We start from the raw sequence: 22,174 nt of genomic DNA on the forward strand, positions 1-22,174 counted from the left end.
CCTCAGTGAACCGGGTGCTGCGTCATCTCGAGATGCAGCATCGTGCCTGTGTAGGGATTGGCGCGCGCCACTTCTTCGTTCAGCTCGACGCCCAGCCCGGGCGCGGTGGGCGGAATGACATGGCCCTGCTCGAACTGCATCGGGGTTTTCAGGATATCGCTGTGAAAACCGCCCCATTCCTCGATGCTTTCAAGGATGAGGAAATTGGGCGAACACGTCGCCAGCTGGACATTGGCCGCGCCGACGACCGGGCCGCAATAGAGATGCGGCGCGATCTGGATATGGCGCGCCTCGGCCATGCCGGCGATCTTCTTGGCCTCCAGAAGCCCCCCCACGCGGCCAAGGTTCATTTGGAGAATGGCGGCGCTGCCTGCTTCGATCAGACGGGCAAAGTCATACTTGGTGGTCAGACGTTCGCCCGTCGCGATAGGAATGCTGGTCGCGCGCGCGACTTTGGCCATTTCTTCGGGCGCATCGGGGGGAACGGGTTCTTCGAGCCAAAGCGGGTCATAGGGCTCTAGCCGCTTGGCCAGACGGATTGCGCCGGCAGCGGTCATCTGGCCATGCGTTCCGAACAGGAGATCGGCCTTGGTGCCCACCGCTTCGCGCAAGGTCCGCGCAAAACGCTCGCTCAACTCCAGCGCTTCCAATGACAATTGGCGCCCGTCAAACGCGGTGTAGGGCCCGGCAGGATCGAACTTGAGCGCGGTAAAACCCATATCCAGATACTCGGCGGCGCGGATGGCCGCGAGATCGGGGTCGTGATAAACGTCGGTTTGATCGCCGGGGCGCGGATAAATGTAAGTGTAGGAGCGGAGCCGCTCGTGTACTTGCCCGCCGAGCAGCTTGTAGACCGGCTGATTGGCTGCCTTGCCGACGATGTCCCAGCACGCCATTTCAAGCGCGCTCAGCACGCCCATCAGCGAGAGATCGGGATGCTGGGTAAACGCGCTGGAATAGACCCGCCGCCACAGCGCTTCGATATTGTGCGGATCGATGCCGGCGGCGTAACGCGCAAACACGTCCTCGATCATCTTGGCAACCAGATGCGGCGAAAACGGCACGCAATAGGCCTCGCCGATCCCCGAGATGCCATCGTCCGTGGTCAGTTTGACGAAAACGAAATAGCGCCCGCCGAAATGTGGCGGCGGATTGCCGACCACGAATGTCTCGATATCGGCAAGCTTCATGATGCGCGGAAGCCGTTCACGACCTTGACTTCGAGGAAGTCATGCAGGCCAAATTCGCCCCATTCGCGCCCGTTGCCCGATTGCTTGTAGCCGCCGAACGGCGAACCATAATCCTGACCCGCGCCATTGATGTGCACGCTGCCTGCGCGCACCAGCCGCGCGACGCGCCGCGCTTTGTCGAGATCGTCGCTCTGGACATAACCTGCCAGACCATAGGGGCTGTCGTTGGCAATCGCGATGGCTTCCGCCTCGTCGGCAAAGGGGATCATGACCAGCACAGGCCCGAAAATCTCCTCCTGCGCCACCGTCATCTGGTTGGTCACATCGGCAAACACGGTGGGCTTCACGAAATAGCCCTGCTCGAAGCCTTCGGGCTTGCCCGGACCGCCCGCGACCACGCGCGCGCCTTCGGCAATGCCCGCCTCGATCAAACGCTGGATCTTGGCGAAATGGACTTTGCTGACCACAGGGCCGATGTGCTTGCCCGGCTCACGCGGATCGCCGACCTTGATCTTGTCCGCAGCCGCAGCTGCGAGCGCGACCGCTTCGTCATAAACCGAGGCTTCGACCAACATGCGGGTCGGCGCGTTGCACGATTGGCCAGCGTTCTCGAAGCAATGGCGCACCCCGCGCGCGATCGCTTTGGGCAGATCGGCGTCGGCAAAGACGATGTTGGCCGATTTGCCCCCCAGCTCTTGCGAGACGCGCTTAACCGTCTCGGCCGCCGTCTTGGCAACATGGACGCCCGCACGGGTCGATCCGGTGAACGAGACCATCTCGACCAGCGGATGCCCGGTCAGCGCATCGCCGATCCCGGCGCCGGTGCCGTGGACCATGTTGAACACGCCTGCGGGAAAGCCCGCCGCATCGATGAACTCGGCGAAAAGCTGCGCCGAGAGCGGGGCGATTTCGCTGGGCTTGAGCACCATCGTGCAGCCTGCAATCAGCGCGGGGCCGATCTTCGCGGCGAGCTGGTTGATCGGCCAATTCCACGGGGTGATCAGCACGCACACGCCTACTGGCTCGTGCACCAGCATGGCATGGCCGCCCATCGGCTTTTCCCATGCCATCGCGCGCGCCGCGGTGATCGTCTCGCGCAAATGGCCGGGTCCGCATTCGGCCTGCGCATCGCGCGAGAGATCGAGCGGCGCGCCCATTTCGGTGGTGATCGCGGTGACCATTTCGTCATAGCGTGCTTCGAACACCGCGATCAGCTTTTCGGTGAGCGCGATCCGTTCATCAAGGGTGAGCGCGGCAAAGCCACCGAAGGCGGCATGCGCGGCGCGCACCGCCCGGTCGGCATCGTCCGGGCCGCACAAGGCAACTTGCGCGCAGACGTCCTCGGTTGCCGGATTGATGGCTTCGAAGATTTCGCTTGAAGTGGCGGGCAGCGTCCATTCACCGCCGATGTAGGACTTAAGCAACTGCACGGGGGAGTTCGTCGACATAACCAATGGCTCGTTTCTGATCAGCTACGATGTACTTCGCAGCCATGAAATAGTGGAACGCGGCCCAGAAGCCGGTCGGCGCGAGGATGAGCAGGGCCGAACGCAGCGAGGCGGCGTCTGGCCCGGCGGGGCCGGCGAAGTAATCGCTGAGCATGCCGACGCCTTGCGGCGCGACAATCAGGTTGAACACGTTGGCGACGAGCAGCGCGATGGCACTGAACATCGCGCGCATCTTGGGCGGTGCGAGGTTTTGGCCCAGCGCGAAGGCAGGGCCGATATAGAAATAGATGCCGGGGATGAAGAGCCAGAGCGAGATCGTCGCGATGGTCAGGGAATTGGTGTAAAATGCCAGGATCGAGGGGATTGTGGCAGCCACCGTTACCCCGCCCAACAGGTAAACAATTCTGCGCGGATCGACATAGGACGGCCGCCCCAGCAGCCAAGCGGTGAGCAGCGAAGCGCCGATGCCCATGACCAGATGAATCGGGCCGACGATGCCGCCCGCTGCGCCGACGTCAAGATTGTACGTGCGCTGGAGGAATGTTGGCGTGAACCACATCAGCCCCCAACCCCACAGCGCCGAAACCCCGCTGCCCATCATCACATGCACTGCGGCGCGCTGGCTGAGGCAGAAGCGCAGGGTTTCGCCGAGCGTTGGCGATTTATCGGTATCGACCGCGTCAAGCTGACCGCGCTTCGGCTCTTTGATGGTCGCCATGATGAGCAGAGCAAGAAAGACGCCCGGAATGCCGAGCACGAGGAAGGCCGCCCGCCAGCCATATGCATGCGCGACTGCGCCTGCCATGTCCGCGCCGAGCCATGCGCCGATCGGTGCGCCGAGGCAGAAGATCGTCATCGCCATCGGGCGGCGCGCGGCCGGAAAGTAATCGCAGATGATCGACGTGCACGAAGGCGTTCCGCCCGCTTCGCCGATACCAACCCCCATGCGCGCGAGCAGCAAGGTCGTATAGCTGCGCGACAGGCCGCACAGCGTGGTCATCAGCGACCATAGCGTGATCGACACCGCGAGGAGATTGCGCCGGTTCGAGCGGTCGGCGATCCACGATAGCGGGATGCCCATGGTGACATAGAACAGCGCCAGTGAGACGCCGGTGAGGAAGGCGACGCCGCCATCACTGAGATTTAGCTCGAGCCGGATTTCCTCGAGCACGGTGGACATGACGTAGCGATCGGCGATGTTGATCGTGTAGGCCAGCATCATGATCATCAACACATACCAGCGCAGCGCAACCGAGGCGGATGCTTCGCCCGCCGGGACGTCATTTGCCGTGCCGATACCCGCCATACCTTGAAGTCCTGTTCTGTTACGGTACCTGTTTCAGGCCTTGCGGCATGAACCTCCCGGTCCGGCGAATAACATTCGCTGTTCCCTTGCTTGAACGGCAGGCCGCAATAGTCAAGCGCGCGGTGGCAAAGGCGAAGCGATTGCGGAACGCTTGCTGCGATGCATTAGCAGCCACTTAGCGCGGCAATAAGCCCACTCTATGCAACTGCGGAGGGGTACTGCCCATTCGCAGCGCCATGGCGCAAATGGCCGATTTGCGCGACTTACGCCGAAAATTCAGCGAAACCCGCCTGCGCGGCTAACATCCAAATGCGCACCATAAGCAACTTTTGTGCTCTCAAATTGTTATTTTGCCATGGGTTCATGCTGAAATCCGATTGGAAGCGCACCGCCCGTTGGTTCACCTCCGCGATCAGGATTGCATTGGACCAACGACATGAACGATTTTAGCCGAATTGGCGCACTCCTCGCCCAACGGCGCGAAGGCCATTGCCTGCCGCAAGGGCTGTACAATGGCCTCGACGCATTTGCGTTTGATCAAGAGGCGATTTTTGGCACCAGCTGGCTGATGGCCGGCTTCGAGTGCGAATTGCCAAGGCCCGGCAGTTATCTCTCGCAGATGTACGGCAAGTGGCCGTTGCTGATCGTGCGCGGCAAAGACGGCGAGATCCGCGCGTTTCATAACAGCTGCCGCCATCGCGGCTCGATGATCTGCCCCCCGGGAAGTGGCTCCTCACCCAAACTGGTGTGCCCTTATCACCGCTGGACGTACGAGCTTGACGGCTCGTTGCTCTCCGCGATGCGCATGGGCGATGATTTCGAGAAAGACGAGCACGGGCTTCACCCGGTGCGGATCGAGCTGGTCGCGGGTGCGATGTTTATCTGCTTTTCGGACAACCCGCCGCCATTCTCCGATTTTGCGGCAAAGCTGGAAACCTATCTGGTGCCCGCCAATCTCAAAGATGGCAAGCTGGCCTTCCAGAGCACCATTTCCGAATCAGCGAACTGGAAGCTGGTGATGGAAAACGGCCGCGAGTGTTATCATTGCGCGACCGGCCACCCTGAGCTTTCGCGCACTTTTCCGGTGGGCATGTCGAAGCATTTCGACGTGGCTGACGATGCGCGTGCGCAGGCGTTTCTCGACGAGATGCAGGCCTGCGGCCTCGCCACCGAGGCCCTCGAGGGCAGCTGGTGGCAATTGGCGCGGTTCTCGCTGAACCGCGATGTGGTCTCGCTTTCGATGGATGGTCAGCATGTCGTCAAAAAGCTGATGACCGATCTCAATGGCGGCTATGTCGGCTCGATGCGGTTGGCGGTCGATCCGCACTGCTTCATGCATTCGGTGGCCGATCACACCTTCATGTTCAGCGCGATGCCAGTTTCCCCCTGCGAGACCCATGTTACGGGCAAGTGGATCGTGCACAAGGATGCGGTGGAAGGCGTGGACTACACGATCGAAAGCCTGTCAGACCTATGGACCCGCACCAATTTGCAGGACAAGGAATTGGCCGAAAACAACCAGCTTGGCGTGAACAGCCCGGGTTACACCCCGGGGCCATACTCGCGTGATGCCGAGATGCTGGCGCTGCGCTTTACCGACTGGTACGTTGAGACCGCACGCAAATTTGTCGAGACTCATGGCCAAGGATAACTCTGGGGATAACCCCGGACCATATCGCCCCGAAACGCTGGCCGTGGCCTTTGGCTTCGACCCGCAGACGGCCATGGGCGCGGTCAAGCCGCCGGTCTATCTGACCTCGACTTTCATCTACCCGTCGGCTCAGCATGCCAAGGACGTCCACCGCGCATTCTTCGATGCAGAAGGCCCTTTGGTGGGGATAAGCAACCACATTTATTCGCGGCTCGGGCATCCCGGCCTCGATATTCTGGAAACGCGGCTGGCGGCGATTGATGGCGCAGAGGCGGCGGCTGCTTTTTCGAGCGGCATGGCCGCGCATTCTTCAATCGCGCTGGCATTCGTCCGCCCCGGCGAGAGCGTGCTCTATGGCCGGCCGATCTATGGCGGCGTTGATATGCTTTATTCGCAGGTGATGCCGCAATTTGGCCTGCATTTCGAAAATTACCTTGATGGGACCGACCCTGAAGGTGTGCGCAAGGCCGCCGATGCGGCGCTGGCGAAGGGGCCGCTGGCGCTCATCGTCGCCGAAACTCCGGCCAATCCGACTGCCGCGATTGTCGATCTTGATTTGATGGTAGCGGTGGCCGACGAAGTTGGCACGCGGACGGGCAAGCGGCCGCTGGTGGTGGTGGACAACACATTGCTCGGCCCGTTTGCCCAGCGCCCGATCGAGCACGGCGTGGACCTGTGTATGACTTCTCTGACCAAATATTGCGCCGGGCACAGCGATTTGCTGGCGGGCGGCATCAGCGGGCGAACCGATCTGATCCATCAACTTCGCACTTTGCGCACCACGTGGGGCAATCATCTCGATCCATTTACATCGTGGCTGGTCGTGCGCAGCCTTGAATCGGCTTCGGTGCGGATCGAGCGCGCGATGAGCAACGCGCGGCTCGTGGCCGAATTCTTGCGCGATCATCCCAAGGTCGCCGGGGTCACGTATCTCGGCTTTCTGCCCGAAGGGTCGCGGCGGCGCGAAGTCTATGACCGGCAATGCAAGGGCGCTGGATCGACCTTCTCGTTCCATCTCCATGGCGGCGAGGCGGAATCGTTTCGCATGCTCGATCACCTGCGGTTGTTGAAATTGGCGGTCAGCCTCGGCGGCTCCGAAACACTGATCTGCCATTCGGCGACCACCACGCATTATGCCGTGCCGCGCGAGATGCGGCTGGCAGGCGGGATCACCGATGGCACGATGCGGCTTTCGGTAGGACTGGAACATCCCGACGATCTGATTGCAGATCTGCGCCAAGCGCTTGAGGCGGTTTGAAATGCACGCAAATAACGGAATCGATGAATCCGCCATCAATGGCAGGTTTCCAGCGCCATCGCAGCGCTATGATCTGGTCGTGATCGGCGCTGGCCCGGCCGGCATCGCAGCGGCGATGGCCAGCTCGGGCAAGGGCAAGTCGGTGCTGCTGATCGATGAGCATCCTGTGCCCGGCGCGATGATGGGCAACGACGTGCCGCTGATGTTTGGCGGGCGGATGACCACTGCCACACTGAACCCCGAGCGCATGGTCGAAACCGTGTTCGTGACCGAGCCCGCGCTCGAAGCCGCGATGGAGGCGGGCGTGGAAGTGCTCTTGGGTACGTGCGCGTGGGGCGTCTACCGCAATGGACCGGGGATGGCCGCGTTGCCCGAGCGCGTGGTCGGCCTGGCCGATGCCAGCCGCGCCTGGATGGTCGGCTTCGATCACCTTGTGATGGCGACCGGCGCGCGCGATCTGGCTATCGGTTTTCCCGGCTGGAACCAGCCCGGTGTGATGGGCGCGGCGGCGCTGACCATGCTGCTGGCGCGCTATGAAGCGTTTGCGGGCAAGCGGGTGTTATTCATCGGTAGCCACGATCTCGCGCTCGAAACTGCGTTGCTCGCGCGCGACAAGGGCATCGATGTCGCAGGTCTGGTCGAAGTGCGTGGGTGCCCACAGGGCCGGGCCGAGCTGGTCAGCGCGCTGGAGCAGGCGCAGATCCCGTTTTTCCTTAATGACGCGATTGCGGAGGCCAAGGGCGGGCTCGACGGCGTATCGGGCGCAGTGCTGCGCTCCGGCGCTGCCATTGACTGCGATACAATCTGCCTTGCCTTTGGCACGGTGCCTGCCATCGAATTGGTCGATGCGATGGGCGGCGCGCGCACTCTGGATGGGATGCGCGGCGGCTATGTGCCGGGCATCGAGGAGGGCGTGAGCTTTGTCGGCGATTGCGCGGGCCTTGCCGATACCGGGTTTGACCATGTGGCTTACCGGATGGATTGGGCGCAGGCGCTGGGCGCGCTGAGCAAGCCCGATACCATCGTCTGCCAGTGCGAAGAAGTGACCCGCGCCGATCTTATCGGAGTGCAGCCGCCGAACTATCTGTCGCGCCCGGACCCGATGGCGGCGCGCTCGCTCGAAAGCCTGCTTGGCGATGGCCCAGCCAATCAGGACCAGATCAAGCGGCTGACCCGCGCGGGCATGGGCGTGTGCCAGGGCCGCCGCTGCCGCGATCAGGTGGCGATGATCCTGGCGCTGGAATCGAACAAGCCGTTTGGCACCATTCCGCTCGCCTCGCACCGTGCGCCGGTTCGCCCGATCCCGCTTAAAGTGCTCGCCGATTGGGATGAAGACCCCACCATGCGCGCGGGCTGGGATGTGTGGTTTGGCATTCCCACCCAGTGGACGCCCTACCGCGACATCGGCACGCCGCGCGAAAAGGTGCATCAGGACATGATTTCCGGGAACATGAGCCTGTGAGCGCGGCGATGAAGGTAGTCGTGGTCGGGGGCGGGGTGACGGGTCTGAGCGCCGCATGGTGGATGGCGCGTTCGGGCGTGCATGTCACGGTGCTCGACAAGTTCATCGTCGGCTGGGAAGCTTCAGGCCGCAACGGCGGCGGGGCATCGCATTATCAAAGCCCGCTGTTTGAAGAAGAGCAGCGGATGTGGCCGCAGATGGACGCGTTGCTTGGTTATCCGACCGAGCACCAGAAAGAGCGCATTGTCATCGCAGTGACCGAGCGCCAACTGGGCCAATATCACTACATCGCCAAGATGAACAACGAGATGGGCCACCGGGTCGATCTGCTCGATGCCAAACAGGCGCAGACCGCGGTGCCGCTGGCGGGTGAAAACTGCCTTGGCGGGATGCAATATCGCTTCGGCGGCCACGCCAATCCCCAGCGCACGGTGCAGGCTTATGCTTGGGCGCTGCAGGATCTGGGCGGGCGCATCGTGCAGCACAGCCCGGTCACCGGTTTTAAGACGCAGGGCGGCAAGGTGACGGTGGTCGAGTCTGCGACTGGGCGCTACGAATGCGATGCGGTTGTCGTCGCGGCGGGCCCGCAGATCAGCGGCTTGATGGCGCAGCTGGGCGTGGATGTGCCTCTTGCGGCGGCGCGCGCCGAGATGATCGTGACCGAACCTGCGCCGATGATGCCGCTGGGCGGGGTGGACGGCAACGGGCTTTATGGCCGCCAGACAATGCGCGGCAATCTGGCCTATGGCGGCGGCCCGCACGAGTGGATCGATGTCGATGCGACTGGCCCGGCGGCGCGGCCGACTTCGCCGTTGACGCGCAATCTGGCGCGGCGCGTGGCGGAGTTGCTGCCCAAAGCAGCGCACCTCAGCGTGATCCGCAGCTGGGCAGGCGTCATCGAGAATACCCCCGATGGCCGCCCGATCATCGACCGGATGCGCGATCCTGAAAACGTCGTGGTCGCGACGATGTCGGGCGTCGGGTTTGGGCTTTCGCCCGCTTCGGGCCATGCCATTCGCGATCTGGCGATCGAGGGGCATTGCACCTTTACCGATATTGGCAAGCTGTCGCTCTCGCGCTTTGATGGCATTGCGCCTGATTGGCGCGCGCAGCGGGGGTGGCTTGCAGCCGCATGAACAGGTATTCGGTTTTTGGCCTGATGCGCGGCGCGCTGGGCGGGCAGAAGCACTGGCAGCCCGCGTGGCGCGATCCAGAGCCGCGCGCGAGCTATGATGTCGTGATTATCGGCGGCGGCGGGCATGGGCTGGCCACCGCATATTACCTCGCCAAGGTCCACGGTGTGCGCAATGTCGCGGTGCTGGAGAAAAGCTGGATCGGCGGCGGCAATACCGGGCGCAACACTACCTTGGTGCGCTCCAACTACCGGCTCGCGCCGCTGCACAACCTGTTCGATTTCGGGCTGAAGATGTGGGAGCATCTTTCCGACGAATTGAATTACAACGTGATGTTTTCCCCGCGCGGCGCGATGTTCCTCGGCCATTCGGATGCGGACATGACCATGCTGGCGCAGCGCGGCGATGCCTTGCGCTGCGACGGGATCGATGCCGAATTGCTCACGCGCGATGAGGTTGCCAAAGTCGAGCCGTTGATCGACATGTCGCGCACCGCGCGTTTCCCCATCGAAGGCGCGCTGATGCAGCCGCGTGGGGGCACGGCGCGGCATGATGCAGTTGCATGGGGTTATGCGCGTGCCGCCGATGTGCTGGGTGTCGACATCATCCAGAAATGCGAAGTGACCGGGTTTGTGCGTGATGGCGCCGATGGTTCGGGGGCGGTGGTCGGCGTGGAGACCACGCGCGGGCGGATCGGCGCTGGCCGCGTCGGCATCTGCGTAGCAGGGCATAGCGGGCAAGTGGCGGGGCTGGCGGGCCTCAAGCTACCGATAGAATCGCAGACCTTGCAGGCGGTGGTGACCGAGGGCGTGAAACCGATGGTGAACAGCTCGGTGATGTCGCAATCGCTTCATTGCTACGTCAGTCAGTCGGACAAGGGCGGCATCGTGATGGGCGGCGATCCCGACAACTGGCCAAGCTACGCACGGCGCGGCCAGCCAACGGTGATCGAGACGGCGATTGCCCAGACTATCGCGATCATGCCCGCGCTCTCGCGGCTGCGCATGCTGCGCACGTGGTCGGGCGTGACAGACATGAGCTTTGATGGCGCGCCGATCATCGGGCCGACGCCGGTGCGCAACCTCTTCATCAACGGCGGCTGGTGCTATGGCGGGTTCAAGGCAACGCCTGCTTCGGGCTGGACGTATGCGCATACTTTGGCAACCGGGGCGGCGCATCCGCTGAACGCGCCGTTCGCGCTCGATCGGTTCGTGCGCGGAGCCACTGTCGATGAAACCGGGGTCGGCCCGATGCCGAACCACCGCTAGGTCTGGCGCTGAGATGTATCTGATCGATTGCCCCCATTGCGGCCCGCGCGCGCAGCTTGAATTCACCTATGAGCGCACGATGGATTCCATCGCGCCTGCAGGTGCGGACCCGCAAGAGGCGATGCGCGTGCTCTATAGCCGCGCCAATCCGATGGGCGCGGATGACGAGGTTTGGCGGCATACTTACGGCTGCCGTGCGTGGCTGGTGCTGACGCGCAACCGCATGACGCACAGCATCGATGCGGTGCGCGCTGTTGGGCCGGAGACTCTGGCATGAGCGCTGGTCCATCACGCATTTCCCCCGGCGGCGAGACTGTTACATTCACCTTCGACGCGGTGACCTACTGCGCGCGCGCAGGCGATACCCTTGCCGCCGCGCTGCTGGCCAATGGCGTTGGGCTTGTCGCCCGCAGCTTCAAGTATCACCGCCCGCGCGGGATCATGGCGGCCGGGATCGAGGAGCCGAACGCGCTGGTAACAGTGGGCGAGGGCGGGCGCGCCGAACCCAATACGCGCGCGACCGATCTGTTTGTGTATGAAGGCATGGTCGCGAAAAGCCAGAACGCCTGGCCCAGCCTGTCGCTCGATCTGGGCGCGGCGTTAGGGCTGGCTTCGCCTGCGCTGCCTGCGGGCTTTTATTACAAGACGTTCTTTGGCCCGGCCAAACGCTGGATGCGTTATGAGTGGCTCATCCGCCGCGCCGCTGGCCTCGGCAACGCGCCGACCTTGCCGGACCCTGACAAGTTCGCGCAGCGCGCCGCGTTTTGCGATGTGTTGGTGGTCGGCGCTGGCCCCGCCGGGATCAAGGCTGCACTGGAAGCGGCGGAGAGCGGCGCGCAGGTCATGCTGGTGGAGCAGGACGCGGTCTTGGGCGGTTCGCTCCACCGCGATCCCGATCCGGAATGCGACGCGGCGTGGATCGCAGCATCGGCAGCGCGCATTGCCGCGCTGGGCGGACGCATTTTGCTGCGCACGACCGCTTCGGGCTATTGGGACCACAATTTTCTGACGCTGACCCAGCGTCTGGCCGAACCCGGCGCGGTGCCGGCGCATGGCTTTGCACAGCAACTGTGGCATTTGCGCGCGGGCCGGGTGGTGCTGGCGACGGGCGTGATCGAGCGCCCGATCCCATTTACCAACAACGACCGGCCGGGCGTGATGCTGGCAGGTGCAGTGCGCACTTATGTGCGGCGCTACGGCGTGCTGCCGGGCCGGCGCGTGGTCATCGCCGCCAACAACGATGACGCTTATCGCACAGCGGCGGCGCTGATCGAAGCGGGCGCGGAAGTGCTCGCCATCCTGGATTCGCGCTCCTCGTCGACCGCCGATGCGCCTGATGGCGTGCCGGTTCTTTACGACGCGAGGCCGACCCACGTTAGCGGCACCGCGCATCGCCTGAGCCGCGTCACGGCGCTTGTCCGCGAGCGCGAGCAAAGCTGGACTGCTGATTTGCTGGCGGTTTCGGGCGGGTTCGTGCCGGTGGCGCACCTTCACATGCAGGCGGGCGGCAAGCTTGACTGGAACGAGGCGGCGCAGGCGTTTGTGCCCGGCGTAACGCATCAGAACTGCGTCACGATTGGCGCAGCCGCTGATCCCGTTCCGGCCACACCTGCGGCGCCAGCTGGCCATCCCAAGAAAAGCTTTGTCGATTTCCAGAATGACGTCAGCCTCGCCGATATCGATCTGGCCTGGCAGGAAGGCTATCGTTCGGTCGAACACCTCAAGCGCTATACCACGCTGGGCATGGCGACCGATCAGGGCAAGACCAGCAACATGGTCGCGCTCTCCCGGCTCGCCGAGCGCGGTCATGTGTCGGTGCCGCAGGCGGGGCTGACGACGTTCCGCCCGCCGTTCACGCCGGTGACTATGGGGCTGTTCGCCGGTGCCGGTGCGCGCAATGCGGCGGCGCATGAGCGGCGGCTGGCGCTGTATGATTTGCATGAGGCGCGGGGGCCGGTGTGGCAGCCGCTTGGCTATTGGTTCCGACCGCGCGCCTATACGCTGGGCAGCGAGACGCTGGCCGAGGCGGCGCTGCGCGAGGCGCGCGGCGTGCGCACCAGCGTTGGCCTCACCGATGTTTCCACGCTGGCCAAGTTCGAAGTCAGCGGCCCGGATGCGGCGGCGCTGCTCGAAATTGTTTGCGCCACGACCGTCTCAAAGCTGGCGGCGGGGCGCGGACGCTACACGTTCATGCTGCGCGAAGACGGCATGGTGTTTGACGATGGCACCGTTTGGCGGCTGGCCGAAGATCGCTACCTGCTGACCAGTTCGACCGGCGGCGCCGACCGGATGGCCAGCCACCTCTCGTTTGTGCGCAATGTGCTGCGGCCTGAATTGCGGGTGTCGGTGGTCAATGTGCAGGAGCATCATGCCGGAATTGCGTTCGCCGGACCGAAAGCCAGCACGCTGCTGGCCGGGCTGATCGGAGAAGCGCCGCCGCGCCATATGTCGCTGGCCCGCGCGGTGATCGCCGGGGTGCCGGTGTTGCTTCTAGCGGCGAGCTACAGCGGCGAGCGCGCATTCGAAATTTATGCCGAGGCAACACAGGCGCAGCCGGTGTGGCGGGCGCTCGCCGCCGCTGCCGAGGCCGAGGGTGGCGCGCCTTATGGCATGGACGCGATGGAATTGCTGCGCATCGAGAAGGGCCATGTCGTCGTCGGCGGCGAAGTCGATGGGCGCACCACGCCGCGCGATCTGGGCCTCGACAAGATGCTGAACAAGGCGGGCGGCTTCATCGGCGCGAATGGACTGCAACGGCCTGCGCTGAGCGAGCCGGGGCGGATCGAGCTGGTCGGGCTTGAAGCATTGGGTGGCGAGATTGCCGAGGGGGCGATGCTAATCGGCGCGGGCGGCGGAGCACCGCAGGGCCATGTAACGGCGGCGGGACGGCGCGTGATCGAAGGCGGCGCTATCGCGCTGGCGCATCTGGCCGGGGGCCATGCGCGCCGCGGCGAGGAGCTGACCGCGGCTTCGCCTACCCGCGGCATTACCACTCGCGTTCGCGTGGTCGCGCCGCATTTCTATGATCCGGCCGGAGAGCGCTATCGTGACTGAGCTGACGATCACCGCGCTGCCGCCTGCGCCGCTGAACGCGGCCGAAATCTGGAGCAATCCTGCGCAAGTTTCGGTCAGGTGTCAGGCGGCTCTGGGCTTCGCGCTGCCCGGCATGGGGCAATCGGCGGGGAGCGAGGCGCTGAAATTGCTCCGCTATGAGCCGACGGTGTGGCTGGCCGAAGGCGACGTAGCGCCGCTCGCGGCGGTTTTGGCCGAAGACGGCGCAATCACAGCCATCGGCGGCGGCATCGTGCGGGTGCGCATCGCAGGGGCGGGATGGCGCGCGCTGTTGATGCAAGGCGGGGTGTTTGAAGCGGAAGCCGCCGCCTTCGCACCGGGGCACTGTGCGGCAACGGTAATCGATCATGTCGCGGTGCGTCTGTTTGTGGAAAACGAAGATGCCTGTCTTGCTTATGTGCCATCAAGCTATGCCGCTGCGCTGATGCACTTCTGGCATGATGTGCTTCCGCTGGTTGGCGCAGATTGACGCTTGCGCCCCTGCCTGCGCAGGGGCGTGGCGGGCATTTCAGGCCCGTGCCTGCATCGGATCGGCGGCTGACAGGATAACGCGGGCTTCGATCCCGCCGCCAGGCTGTCGTCGTTCGCGGACGCGCAAGGCCAGCGTAGCGGCAAAAGCGACGGCGCTCATGCTGGCGAACATCACCAGCATGGCATCGTACCCTTGCGGATTCTGAGGCCCGGCGGCAAACGCATCGTTGAGCCCGCCCGCCGCAAAATTTGCCGCTGCCAGCCCAAGGCTCTGCAGCATGTTGATCAGGCCGTAGGCGGTGCCGATGCGGCTTTTTTCCGCCAGCATCGCGGTGGCAGGCCAGATCACTGCGGGAATGACCGAAAAACTGATCCCCATCAGCACTGTGGAAACCCAAAGCCCCCAATCGGTGAGCGCGAGCACCATGAAGGTTAGCGGCATGAGCGCCGCGCCTATGGTCAGCAGGCTTGCGCGCAGGCCCACCTTGTCGGCGATCAGTCCGAAAACCGGGGTCGCAAAGATCGCGGCTGCAAAGACCCAACTGTTGGCAATGCCGGCCTCCGCCAGCGTGATCCCTTTGACGTCCTGAAAAAACTGGATCGAAAAGGTCGAGCGGAATGGAAAGAAAACGCTGGCAAACAGCACGTTGAGCCACAGGATGTACCAGAACGAGCGGCTGAAGGTGAACAGATCGCTGAACACGAACCGCTCCCCCGGCGTGCCGACCACGCGCAGATGGGGCAAGCGGCGATCAAGCAGATAGAGCGCCAGCGATGTGATGACGCCGATCGCAGTGAGACCGGCGGCCAGCCACAGCGGCGGTTGCCAGCCGATGGCATAGAGCGGGGCGGCCCAGCTTGTCGAAGTGTCGGCAGCATAAGAACCAACGCGCGCCAGCGAAAAGAACAGGGCAACCGCCAGTGCGCCGCCGCCGCCATGAAACCACTGTGCCAGAACCACGAGGAGCGCGATGTAAAGTGTTTCGTTGCCGAGCCCGAACAGCAGCCGTCCGACGATCATCACCATATAAGGTTCGCCAATCGCGGTCAGCACCGCGCCTAGCGTGCACAAGATCGCCGCGCCGAGCGCCGCCCGCGCCGCGCCGATCCGGTCGATCAGCACGCCGCCGATAATCGCCAGCGGAATGTTTGGCAGGCTGAACACCGCGCCCAGCGTGCCAATCTGGCTCTGGCTGAAGCCGCGCTGATCGCGCAGCAGATCGGCAATCGGCGCGATCGAATCATAGGTATAGTAACTGCCCATGATCGTCAGCGCCGCAAGCAGCAGCACGACCCATCTCACCTGCGTTTCGGCCATCTGCTCCCCTTCGCGATGCGGCACTTAGTGCAGGCGCGCACCTTGCCGGCGCAGTTCGGCCTGCACCGCGCCGACATCGATATCGGCAAAACTGCGCCCCGTCTTCACCGCAATCGCGGCGGCGGTTCCCGCACCTTGGCCCGATACCGCGCAGCACATCATGTTACGCACCGCAGCATGGCTGACCTTGTCGCCGCCGATCACGCGGCCCGCCACGATCAGGTTGTCGATGCCTTTGGGCAGCAGCGCGCGGTAGGGCACATGGAAGTAGCGCCCGGTGGTCGGCAGGATGAGCAAGCCGTAGCCATCGATGAATTCCGGGAAAATGCCGATTGAATCCTCGAAGCGGGCTTGCTGGCGCACGTCGTCGGCGGACATGTTGTAGGCAGCATCGATCTTGCGGGTGTCGCGGATGCCCAGGGTCATCCCGAAATTGCGGATCTTGGCAGTTTCGCAGCCCGGCATGAAACCGCGCAGGGCCTTGATCGCCAACATCGCATCGCGCCGCCCGCGCATCTCGCCCTCGGTCAGCGCGGCGGGATCGGTGCCATCCAGCGTGAAGTGCACCAGATTGAGATACGTGAGATCGCCTTGATCCGAAACCGTGCCCCAAGTGCCGGCGATGGTCGCCAGGTTGCGCGGCAACAGCCCGGCATCGAGCGCCTGCTGAAATGGCTTGCGCAGGAACGGGGAGAACAGCGCGTCCTCCTTGCCATCGGTGGTGATGTCCCATTCGCCATTGCCCGCCCAATCGCCATACGTCTGCGGATCGGCTTTGACCGCTTCGATAAAGCGCGGCTTGTTCACCCCGCTCATCGAGAACATCACCGAGACCGACATCATTTCGTCCACCGGATGTTTGAATGTCGGCGCGCCGCCGCGAAACGCGAGGTCGGCGTCGCCGGTCGCATCGACGATCCGTTTGGCCAGAATTGCCTCGCGGCCCGCCTTGCTCTCCACGATCACTCCCCGCATCACGGTGCCTTCCATGATCGGGGCAACGACCAAGCGGTGGAGCATGGGGATCACGCCCGCTTCCTCGACCAGCACATCGGCCACATATTTGAAGGCTTCGGCATCGAGCGAATGGCTGATCGATTGCGGTTCGGGCATGGCGGCGTCCATCGCGATGGCGCGATCCTCGAATTCGCGGCCGATGCCTTCGCTATCGATGGTGGCAGGGTGGCGATACCATGCAAAGCCCTCCACGCCGACTTGCGTGATGTTGCCGCCAAAGCAGCCATAGCGTTCGACCAGCGTGGTTTTGACGCCCGCGCGGGCGCTGGCCAGCGCAGCGGCGAGGCCGCCGGGGCCAGAGCCGACCACCAGCACGTCGGTTTCATGGATCACGTCGATCCGGCGGGCGGGTTCTTCGATGCTGTGGCTCATGCCGCCTCTTAGACCGTGCCTTAGCATTTTTGAATAAGCGGATCGCAGTTTTGAGCACGACAGCGCCCATGCCGCTTTGCTAGTGCTGCTGCATGAGCAAAACCATTGTCGAAGCCGCCGTTTCGGCCGAACGCACCGAACTTGTCACGACGCTAGAGGCGATCGAGCAGCGGCTGCGCTGGCTTTCCTCGTGGACCATCCACAATGCCAACCATTTGCGCGAAAGCCGCGACGGCTTGAAAGTTGGCGGGCATCAGGCCTCGTGCGCGTCGATCACCACGATCATGGCGGTGCTCTATTTCCATGCCCTGCGCGCCTCTGACAAGGTTGCGGTGAAGCCGCACGCCGGGCCGGTGCTGCATGCGATACATTACCTGATGGGCGGACAAAGCCGCGAGCAGCTTGAGGCGTTTCGCGCGCTAGGCGGGGCGCAGTCTTATCCCTCGCGCACCAAAGATAGCATTCCGGTCGATTTTTCGACTGGGTCGGTTGGCCTTGGTGTGGCCATAACCGCGTTTGCCAGCCTGGTGCAGGACTATCTTGTGGCGCATGGCCAGCTGGCGCAAGCCGATACCGGGCGGATGATCGCGCTGATGGGCGATGCCGAGCTTGATGAGGGCAACATCTACGAGTGCCTGATCGAGGGCTACAAGCACGATATCCGCAATTGCTGGTGGATCGTCGACTACAATCGTCAATCGCTGGACAGCACAACGGCCGACCGCATGTTTCGCCGCTTTGACGACATCTTCGAAACCTGCGGCTGGCGGGTGATCACGCTCAAGCACGGCAAGATGCAGCGGGCGGCCTTTTCCCGGGCTGGCGGGCCGGCAATCGAGCGCTGGATCGACGATTGCCCCAATGCCGAATACGCCGCGCTCACGTATCAGGGCGGCGCCGCCTGGCGCGAACGGATGAACGCAGATCTCGCCGGAGATAAAGCGGCGCTGGCGCTGATTGCCAGCTTCGATGACGAGGCGCTCTCGGCGCTCATGCTCAATCTGGGCGGGCACTGCGTAGAAACGCTGCTCGATGCGTTCGCGGCGGCAGCGGACGAGCGCCCGACGATGTTCATCGCCTATACGGTCAAGGGCTATGGTTTGCCGTTTCAGGGGCACAAGGACAATCATGCCGGGCTGATGAACCCGACCCAGATGGCGGATCTGCGCGCCAGCCTCGGGATCGCGGAGGGCACCGAGTGGGAGCCACTCGGCGGGCTGGGCAGCAATGTGGCCGCCAAAGCGCGCGACGCCATCGAACGCGCGCGCGCCGCGCTCGGCTCAAGCGCGCGTCCATCGCCTGCGATTGCGCTGCCTGCGATGCTGCCAGCGCCCGATGGCGCGGTCCAGGCGACGCAGGCCGCGTTTGGTCGGGTGCTGCTTGATCTCGCCAAGTCAGGTCATCCGTTGGCCGACCGTATCGTGACAACCTCCCCGGATGTTACCGTCTCGACCAACCTTGGCGCGTTCGTGAACCAGCGCGGGCTCTTTCGGCGGCAGGAATTGAAGGACATCTTCGCAGGCTACAAGATACCCAGTCCGCAGAAATGGGCAGGGCACGAGGCCGGACAGCACATCGAACTGGGGATTGCCGAGAACAACTTGTTCCTGATGCTCGCCGCGCTCGGGTTGGCGGGTCCCTTGTTTGGTTCCCGCCTGCTGCCAGTGGGTACCGTCTATGATCCGTTCATCGCGCGCGGGCTCGATGCGCTGAATTATGCCTGCTATCAAGATGCCCGGTTTCTGTTGGTGGCGACGCCTTCGGGTGTCACGCTGGGGCCCGAGGGCGGCGCACACCAGTCGATCAATTCGCCGTTGATCGGGATGGGGCAACCGGGGCTGACCTATTTTGAGCCTGCTTATGCCGATGAAGTGGCGCTGCTGATGCACTGGGCGTTTGGCCATATGCAGGCGGCAGACGGGGGTAGCGTTTATTTGCGCCTATCGACGCGGGCGATTGATCAGATCGAACGCACGGATGATGGCTGGCAGGTCGATGCGCTGCGCGGCGGCTATTGGCTACGCAAGCCAGCAAGCGGGACGAAGCTGGCGCTTGTCGCCATCGGCGCGATCATGCCCGAGGCTTTGGCGGCATGGGAGGCGCTGGCCGGGGATGTGCCCGGGATCGGGCTGCTGGCGGTGACTTCTCCTGATTTGTTGCACCGCGATTGGTCGGCTGCGCAGGCCGCGCGCTGGACCGGCGGGATGCGCGCGCCTTGCCACATCGAGCGATTGCTGAGCCCGCTCGCGGACGATGCCGGGCTCGTTACCGTGATCGATGGATCGCCCGCTGCGCTGTCATGGCTCGGGGGTGTGCGTGGGCAACGGGTCGCTCCGCTGGGCACAGACCGCTTCGGTCAGACCGGCGATCTTCCTGATCTCTATCGGGCTTACCGACTGGGTAGCGAGGCGATTGTCGATGGCGCAGCCGAAATCATTCTCGGAGCGCGATGATCGCGCATTAAATCTAGACAGGCCGAATGCGTGACTGGTTGACGTGCGGGCTTGAGACGCGGTGACGCGGCTCGACATGCCACTCCCCGTTCATCTGCGCGACGTGCGCTTTGTGCTGCAACGCTTCAGCAAGGGCTTCCGGTGAGAGCGGGGTATCAAGCTCGAGGCCAAAGGAACTGCGCGTAAACCAGCGCACCGTGCCATTCAGGACTTGATCTCCGGGCAAGATCACCGTTACGCATTCACCTCGCGCCGGTGCGGGCCCCTTCGTGCGCGCGCCAAGGCCAGTCGACGAGATGTTGCGGACAACAATATCATGCTGCTCACCGCTGCGCAGCACAAGCCGCGCGCTGACGATTCGGGGCTGGCGCGTGTCGCGCACCGTCTGGTCAATCGGGAAATGATCTTGCATGAAAGACATGACCGCGACGAACACCCGACAAGAGAGCCGATGCCCTCACGTTTTCCCTAGGGGCGATACTAAACCGAAATCGTAAACGTCTGGTTATGGCGGATAAATTAACTGGATACATTTGCCTTGAAGATCGCGATATGCACGGTGGCGCTTTGTCCAAGCCTGGCGGGCGAGCCGCCGATCAAGCGCTGATCAGGCCAATCGCCTCGATTTGTGCAGGGCTATATCCCTGAGCGGCCAAGGCGGGGGCATACTGCATTGCCGGACGGCGCAGCCGTTCGCTGGCGCACAGGAATTCGCGCAAAGGGCGCAAGTGCTCCGGCACTGGCAGACGGCGGCGACCGGTAAGGGCAGCGACAAAGCGCAGGCCTATGGTCTCACCGGACGTTTCAGCGCAACCACAGTCTGCGGCGGCTTGTAAGGCGGATTGCACGTCGCGCCATTCGGATTGGCTCAAGTTTGGCATTGTTACATGAGAACGCATCATCAATCTCCGAGGCGAACCAGCCTGCAAGGCTGGTTCGCGCCAAGTGCGTTAAGGGTTACGAGGGAGAGGCAGGTAAACTTCATGCGCGCTCAGGCGGCATCAACCATGATGATTTCGCTGTCTTCGATCGCCATTACGCGCAGCACAGCCATTTCGCTGATTGCAGCACCATCACGCGCATTCACGGTCATATCCTCGATCTGCACTTTGCCGGTGGCAGGGACGAGGTAGGCCTTGCGCGCCGTGCCCAGCACATATTCGGCGCTGGTCCCGGCCTTCAGTGTCGCACCCAGCACGCGGGCATCGGTGCGGATCGGCAAGGCATCGTCCTCGCTGTAGCCTGATGCCAGTGTGACGAACCGCCCAGCACGGTCTCCTTGGGGGAAAGGGCGGGCATCCCAGCTCGGTGCTTCGCCTCGGCGGGTAGGCATGATCCAGATCTGGAAAATGCGGGTCGTCACATCCTCGTGATTGTACTCCGAATGGCGAATGCCGGTGCCCGCGCTCATCACCTGCACATCGCCTGCTTCGGTGCGACCCTTGTTGCCAAGGCTATCCTGATGCGTAATCGCGCCCTCGCGGACATAAGTGATGATCTCCATATCGTTGTGCGGATGGGGTGGAAAACCGGTGTGCGGCGCGATCTGGTCGTCGTTCCACACGCGCAGGTTGCCCCAGTTCATCCGCGCGGGATCATGATATCCAGCGAACGAGAAGTGATGCTTGGCATTGAGCCAGCCATGGTTTTCGCCGCCAAGCGAAGCAAAAGGACGAAGTTCGATCATAAGAGGTTTCCGATGAGGCGCGGCCACGGTCAAACGCTCAAGGCCTGCTTGCTGTTGCTCCCCATATAGACCCATCGACCTTGTCTGTTCAGTGAGATAAATTGCATCCAAATCTTCGAAAGAATCGCAGTTATGGCCGATCCTGGGCTGCCGACGTTTGATCAGTTGCGCATCTTTCTGGCGATCGTCGATACTGGCAGCTTTGCGGCTGCGGGGCGCAGGCTCAATCGCGCGGTCTCGGTGATCAGCTACGGGATCGCCAATCTTGAAACGCAGCTCGGCCTTGCGCTGTTTGACCGGGAAGGCACACGCCGGCCCCAGCTGACCGAGGCCGGACGCGCGTTGCTGGCCGAGGCGCGCGGCATCGCGCAGGGTTTTGACGGGCTGCGCGCCAAGGCCAAGGGCCTGCTGGGCGGGCTTGAAGCGGAAGTGGGCTTGGCGGTGGACGTGATGTTTCCTTCCGCCCGCGCGGCCAAAGTGCTGCGCCTGTTTGCCGCCGAGTTTCCGACAGTGCAGCTGCGCCTGCATGTCGAGGCGCTGGGCGCGGTGGCGGCCATGGTGATAGATCAGGCGGCGGTGATCGGGATTTCCGGGCCGTTTGTGACGGGGGTTGCCGATCTGGATAGCTGCCTCGCGGGCTCGACAGTGCTGGTGCCGGTGGCTTCGCCCGATCATCCCTTGGGAAGCATGACGCAAATCGCGCCCGGGGCAGGGCGCGATTATACGCAGCTGGTGCTTTCGGACCGTTCAAGCTTTACCAAGGGCCAGGATTTTGCGGTGATCAGCGCGAAGACATGGCGGCTGGCGGACCTAGGCGCAAAGCATGCACTGCTCAAAGAAGGAATCGGTTGGGGCAATATGCCGCTGCCAATGGTGGTCGATGATCTGGCTGCGGGCCGATTGGTGCGCCTCGCGATGCCTGATTTTACGGGCGGGATATTCCGGTTTGCCGGGATTTGGCGGCGGGACACGCCGCCGGGGCCAGCAGCGCGGTGGCTGCTCGATCAGTTTACCGCGCTTGGTTTGAGTGATGGCAATGGCGATCACTTGGCCGATGTTTAGGCAGAT

18 protein-coding genes are annotated in these 22,174 nt (G+C 63.4%); 10 read left to right on the forward strand and 8 right to left on the reverse strand.

The features are described 5' to 3' along the window. Nucleotides 1-2: 2 nt before the first annotated feature. Genes Q0O40_RS00210 through Q0O40_RS00220 form a run of 3 tightly spaced genes read right to left on the reverse strand, consistent with a single transcriptional unit; the run spans nt 3 to nt 3,944 of the window. The gene (locus Q0O40_RS00210; RefSeq protein ID WP_295524706.1) at nt 3-1,190 is read right to left on the reverse strand and encodes a mandelate racemase/muconate lactonizing enzyme family protein; all 1,188 of its coding nucleotides are present in this window, start codon (nt 1,188-1,190) and stop codon (nt 3-5) included. Next, entirely contained in the window at nt 1,187-2,638 is a 1,452-nt protein-coding gene (locus tag Q0O40_RS00215) for an aldehyde dehydrogenase family protein (protein WP_295524709.1), read from the reverse strand. The genes Q0O40_RS00210 and Q0O40_RS00215 overlap by 4 nt, the downstream gene beginning before the upstream one ends. Beyond that, nucleotides 2,607-3,944, reverse strand: a complete 1,338-nt coding sequence (locus Q0O40_RS00220; protein ID WP_295524711.1) for an MFS transporter — start codon at nt 3,942-3,944, stop codon at nt 2,607-2,609. The genes Q0O40_RS00215 and Q0O40_RS00220 overlap by 32 nt, the downstream gene beginning before the upstream one ends. A gap of 436 nt (nt 3,945-4,380) precedes the next feature. On the opposite strand from Q0O40_RS00220, the gene Q0O40_RS00225 reads away from it, so the two are divergent. The 8 genes from Q0O40_RS00225 to Q0O40_RS00260 are packed head-to-tail and all read left to right on the forward strand — an operon-like array spanning nt 4,381 to nt 14,257. After that, nucleotides 4,381-5,595: an aromatic ring-hydroxylating dioxygenase subunit alpha gene (locus Q0O40_RS00225; protein WP_295524713.1), complete on the forward strand. Its 1,215-nt coding sequence runs from the start codon at nt 4,381-4,383 to the stop codon at nt 5,593-5,595. Then, nucleotides 5,582-6,853 carry a cystathionine gamma-synthase family protein gene (locus Q0O40_RS00230; protein ID WP_295524716.1) on the forward strand — a complete coding sequence of 424 codons (1,272 nt, stop codon included), beginning with the start codon at nt 5,582-5,584 and terminating at the stop codon, nt 6,851-6,853. The genes Q0O40_RS00225 and Q0O40_RS00230 overlap by 14 nt, the downstream gene beginning before the upstream one ends. A 1-nt stretch (nt 6,854) precedes the next feature. Beyond that, nucleotides 6,855-8,315, forward strand: a complete 1,461-nt coding sequence (locus Q0O40_RS00235; protein WP_295524718.1) for an NAD(P)/FAD-dependent oxidoreductase — start codon at nt 6,855-6,857, stop codon at nt 8,313-8,315. 8 nt (nt 8,316-8,323) lie between these two features. Continuing rightward, entirely contained in the window at nt 8,324-9,451 is a 1,128-nt protein-coding gene (locus Q0O40_RS00240) for an FAD-binding oxidoreductase (protein WP_295524719.1), read from the forward strand. Further along, nucleotides 9,448-10,716, forward strand: a complete 1,269-nt coding sequence (locus Q0O40_RS00245; protein ID WP_295524720.1) for a sarcosine oxidase subunit beta family protein — start codon at nt 9,448-9,450, stop codon at nt 10,714-10,716. Before Q0O40_RS00240 ends, Q0O40_RS00245 begins: the two co-directional genes overlap by 4 nt. A gap of 13 nt (nt 10,717-10,729) precedes the next feature. Then, nucleotides 10,730-10,993: a sarcosine oxidase subunit delta gene (locus Q0O40_RS00250; RefSeq protein WP_295524722.1), complete on the forward strand. Its 264-nt coding sequence runs from the start codon at nt 10,730-10,732 to the stop codon at nt 10,991-10,993. Beyond that, a complete protein-coding gene (locus tag Q0O40_RS00255; protein ID WP_295524724.1) occupies nt 10,990-13,770 on the forward strand; it encodes a 2Fe-2S iron-sulfur cluster-binding protein in 2,781 nt (926 codons plus the stop codon). The genes Q0O40_RS00250 and Q0O40_RS00255 overlap by 4 nt, the downstream gene beginning before the upstream one ends. After that, nucleotides 13,763-14,257: a hypothetical protein gene (locus Q0O40_RS00260; protein ID WP_295524727.1), complete on the forward strand. Its 495-nt coding sequence runs from the start codon at nt 13,763-13,765 to the stop codon at nt 14,255-14,257. Before Q0O40_RS00255 ends, Q0O40_RS00260 begins: the two co-directional genes overlap by 8 nt. Nucleotides 14,258-14,296: 39 nt before the next feature. Here Q0O40_RS00260 and Q0O40_RS00265 read toward each other — a convergent pair whose 3' ends face one another. Both Q0O40_RS00265 and Q0O40_RS00270 read right to left on the reverse strand, forming a co-directional pair. Further along, on the reverse strand, nt 14,297-15,577 hold the full coding sequence (locus Q0O40_RS00265) for an MFS transporter (RefSeq protein ID WP_295524729.1): 1,281 nt from the start codon (nt 15,575-15,577) through the stop codon (nt 14,297-14,299). Between the two features lie 24 nt (nt 15,578-15,601). Then, nucleotides 15,602-16,966, reverse strand: coding sequence for an FAD-dependent oxidoreductase (locus Q0O40_RS00270; RefSeq protein WP_295524730.1), 1,365 nt, complete (start codon nt 16,964-16,966; stop codon nt 15,602-15,604). Between the two features lie 92 nt (nt 16,967-17,058). On the opposite strand from Q0O40_RS00270, the gene Q0O40_RS00275 reads away from it, so the two are divergent. After that, nucleotides 17,059-19,419, forward strand: coding sequence for a transketolase (locus Q0O40_RS00275; protein WP_295524732.1), 2,361 nt, complete (start codon nt 17,059-17,061; stop codon nt 19,417-19,419). A 13-nt stretch (nt 19,420-19,432) separates the two neighbouring features. Here the strand turns inward: Q0O40_RS00275 and Q0O40_RS00280 are convergent, their stop codons facing one another. The 3 genes from Q0O40_RS00280 to Q0O40_RS00290 all read right to left on the reverse strand — a co-directional run bounded on the left by Q0O40_RS00280 (nt 19,433) and on the right by Q0O40_RS00290 (nt 21,106). After that, nucleotides 19,433-19,840: a PilZ domain-containing protein gene (locus tag Q0O40_RS00280; protein ID WP_295524734.1), complete on the reverse strand. Its 408-nt coding sequence runs from the start codon at nt 19,838-19,840 to the stop codon at nt 19,433-19,435. Nucleotides 19,841-20,015: 175 nt separating this feature from the next. After that, nucleotides 20,016-20,300 (reverse strand): hypothetical protein, encoded by a 285-nt coding sequence (locus Q0O40_RS00285; RefSeq protein ID WP_295524736.1) that lies wholly within the window; start codon nt 20,298-20,300, stop codon nt 20,016-20,018. A 110-nt stretch (nt 20,301-20,410) separates the two neighbouring features. Next, the gene (locus Q0O40_RS00290) at nt 20,411-21,106 is read right to left on the reverse strand and encodes a pirin family protein (RefSeq protein ID WP_295524738.1); all 696 of its coding nucleotides are present in this window, start codon (nt 21,104-21,106) and stop codon (nt 20,411-20,413) included. Between the two features lie 132 nt (nt 21,107-21,238). On the opposite strand from Q0O40_RS00290, the gene Q0O40_RS00295 reads away from it, so the two are divergent. After that, nucleotides 21,239-22,168 carry a LysR family transcriptional regulator gene (locus tag Q0O40_RS00295; RefSeq protein WP_295524740.1) on the forward strand — a complete coding sequence of 310 codons (930 nt, stop codon included), beginning with the start codon at nt 21,239-21,241 and terminating at the stop codon, nt 22,166-22,168. The last annotated feature ends 6 nt before the right edge of the window (nt 22,169-22,174 follow it).

Origin of the sequence: Novosphingobium sp. Chol11 (genome assembly GCF_945870625.1) — a bacterium.
In the GTDB taxonomy this organism is placed as follows: Bacteria; Pseudomonadota; Alphaproteobacteria; order Sphingomonadales; family Sphingomonadaceae; genus Novosphingobium.

What these genes read in the sequence shown, in the direction of transcription:
- Q0O40_RS00210 (WP_295524706.1), bottom strand. Translation starts at nt 1,190, where the DNA reads ATGAAGCTTGCCGATATCGAGACATTCGTGGTCGGCAATCCGCCGCCA.
- Q0O40_RS00215 (WP_295524709.1), bottom strand. Translation starts at nt 2,638, where the DNA reads ATGTCGACGAACTCCCCCGTGCAGTTGCTTAAGTCCTACATCGGCGGT.
- Q0O40_RS00220 (WP_295524711.1), bottom strand. Translation starts at nt 3,944, where the DNA reads ATGGCGGGTATCGGCACGGCAAATGACGTCCCGGCGGGCGAAGCATCC.
- Q0O40_RS00225 (WP_295524713.1), top strand. Translation starts at nt 4,381, where the DNA reads ATGAACGATTTTAGCCGAATTGGCGCACTCCTCGCCCAACGGCGCGAA.
- Q0O40_RS00230 (WP_295524716.1), top strand. Translation starts at nt 5,582, where the DNA reads ATGGCCAAGGATAACTCTGGGGATAACCCCGGACCATATCGCCCCGAA.
- Q0O40_RS00235 (WP_295524718.1), top strand. Translation starts at nt 6,855, where the DNA reads ATGCACGCAAATAACGGAATCGATGAATCCGCCATCAATGGCAGGTTT.
- Q0O40_RS00240 (WP_295524719.1), top strand. Translation starts at nt 8,324, where the DNA reads ATGAAGGTAGTCGTGGTCGGGGGCGGGGTGACGGGTCTGAGCGCCGCA.
- Q0O40_RS00245 (WP_295524720.1), top strand. Translation starts at nt 9,448, where the DNA reads ATGAACAGGTATTCGGTTTTTGGCCTGATGCGCGGCGCGCTGGGCGGG.
- Q0O40_RS00250 (WP_295524722.1), top strand. Translation starts at nt 10,730, where the DNA reads ATGTATCTGATCGATTGCCCCCATTGCGGCCCGCGCGCGCAGCTTGAA.
- Q0O40_RS00255 (WP_295524724.1), top strand. Translation starts at nt 10,990, where the DNA reads ATGAGCGCTGGTCCATCACGCATTTCCCCCGGCGGCGAGACTGTTACA.
- Q0O40_RS00265 (WP_295524729.1), bottom strand. Translation starts at nt 15,577, where the DNA reads ATGGCCGAAACGCAGGTGAGATGGGTCGTGCTGCTGCTTGCGGCGCTG.
- Q0O40_RS00270 (WP_295524730.1), bottom strand. Translation starts at nt 16,966, where the DNA reads ATGAGCCACAGCATCGAAGAACCCGCCCGCCGGATCGACGTGATCCAT.
- Q0O40_RS00275 (WP_295524732.1), top strand. Translation starts at nt 17,059, where the DNA reads ATGAGCAAAACCATTGTCGAAGCCGCCGTTTCGGCCGAACGCACCGAA.
- Q0O40_RS00280 (WP_295524734.1), bottom strand. Translation starts at nt 19,840, where the DNA reads ATGTCTTTCATGCAAGATCATTTCCCGATTGACCAGACGGTGCGCGAC.
- Q0O40_RS00285 (WP_295524736.1), bottom strand. Translation starts at nt 20,300, where the DNA reads ATGCCAAACTTGAGCCAATCCGAATGGCGCGACGTGCAATCCGCCTTA.
- Q0O40_RS00290 (WP_295524738.1), bottom strand. Translation starts at nt 21,106, where the DNA reads ATGATCGAACTTCGTCCTTTTGCTTCGCTTGGCGGCGAAAACCATGGC.
- Q0O40_RS00295 (WP_295524740.1), top strand. Translation starts at nt 21,239, where the DNA reads ATGGCCGATCCTGGGCTGCCGACGTTTGATCAGTTGCGCATCTTTCTG.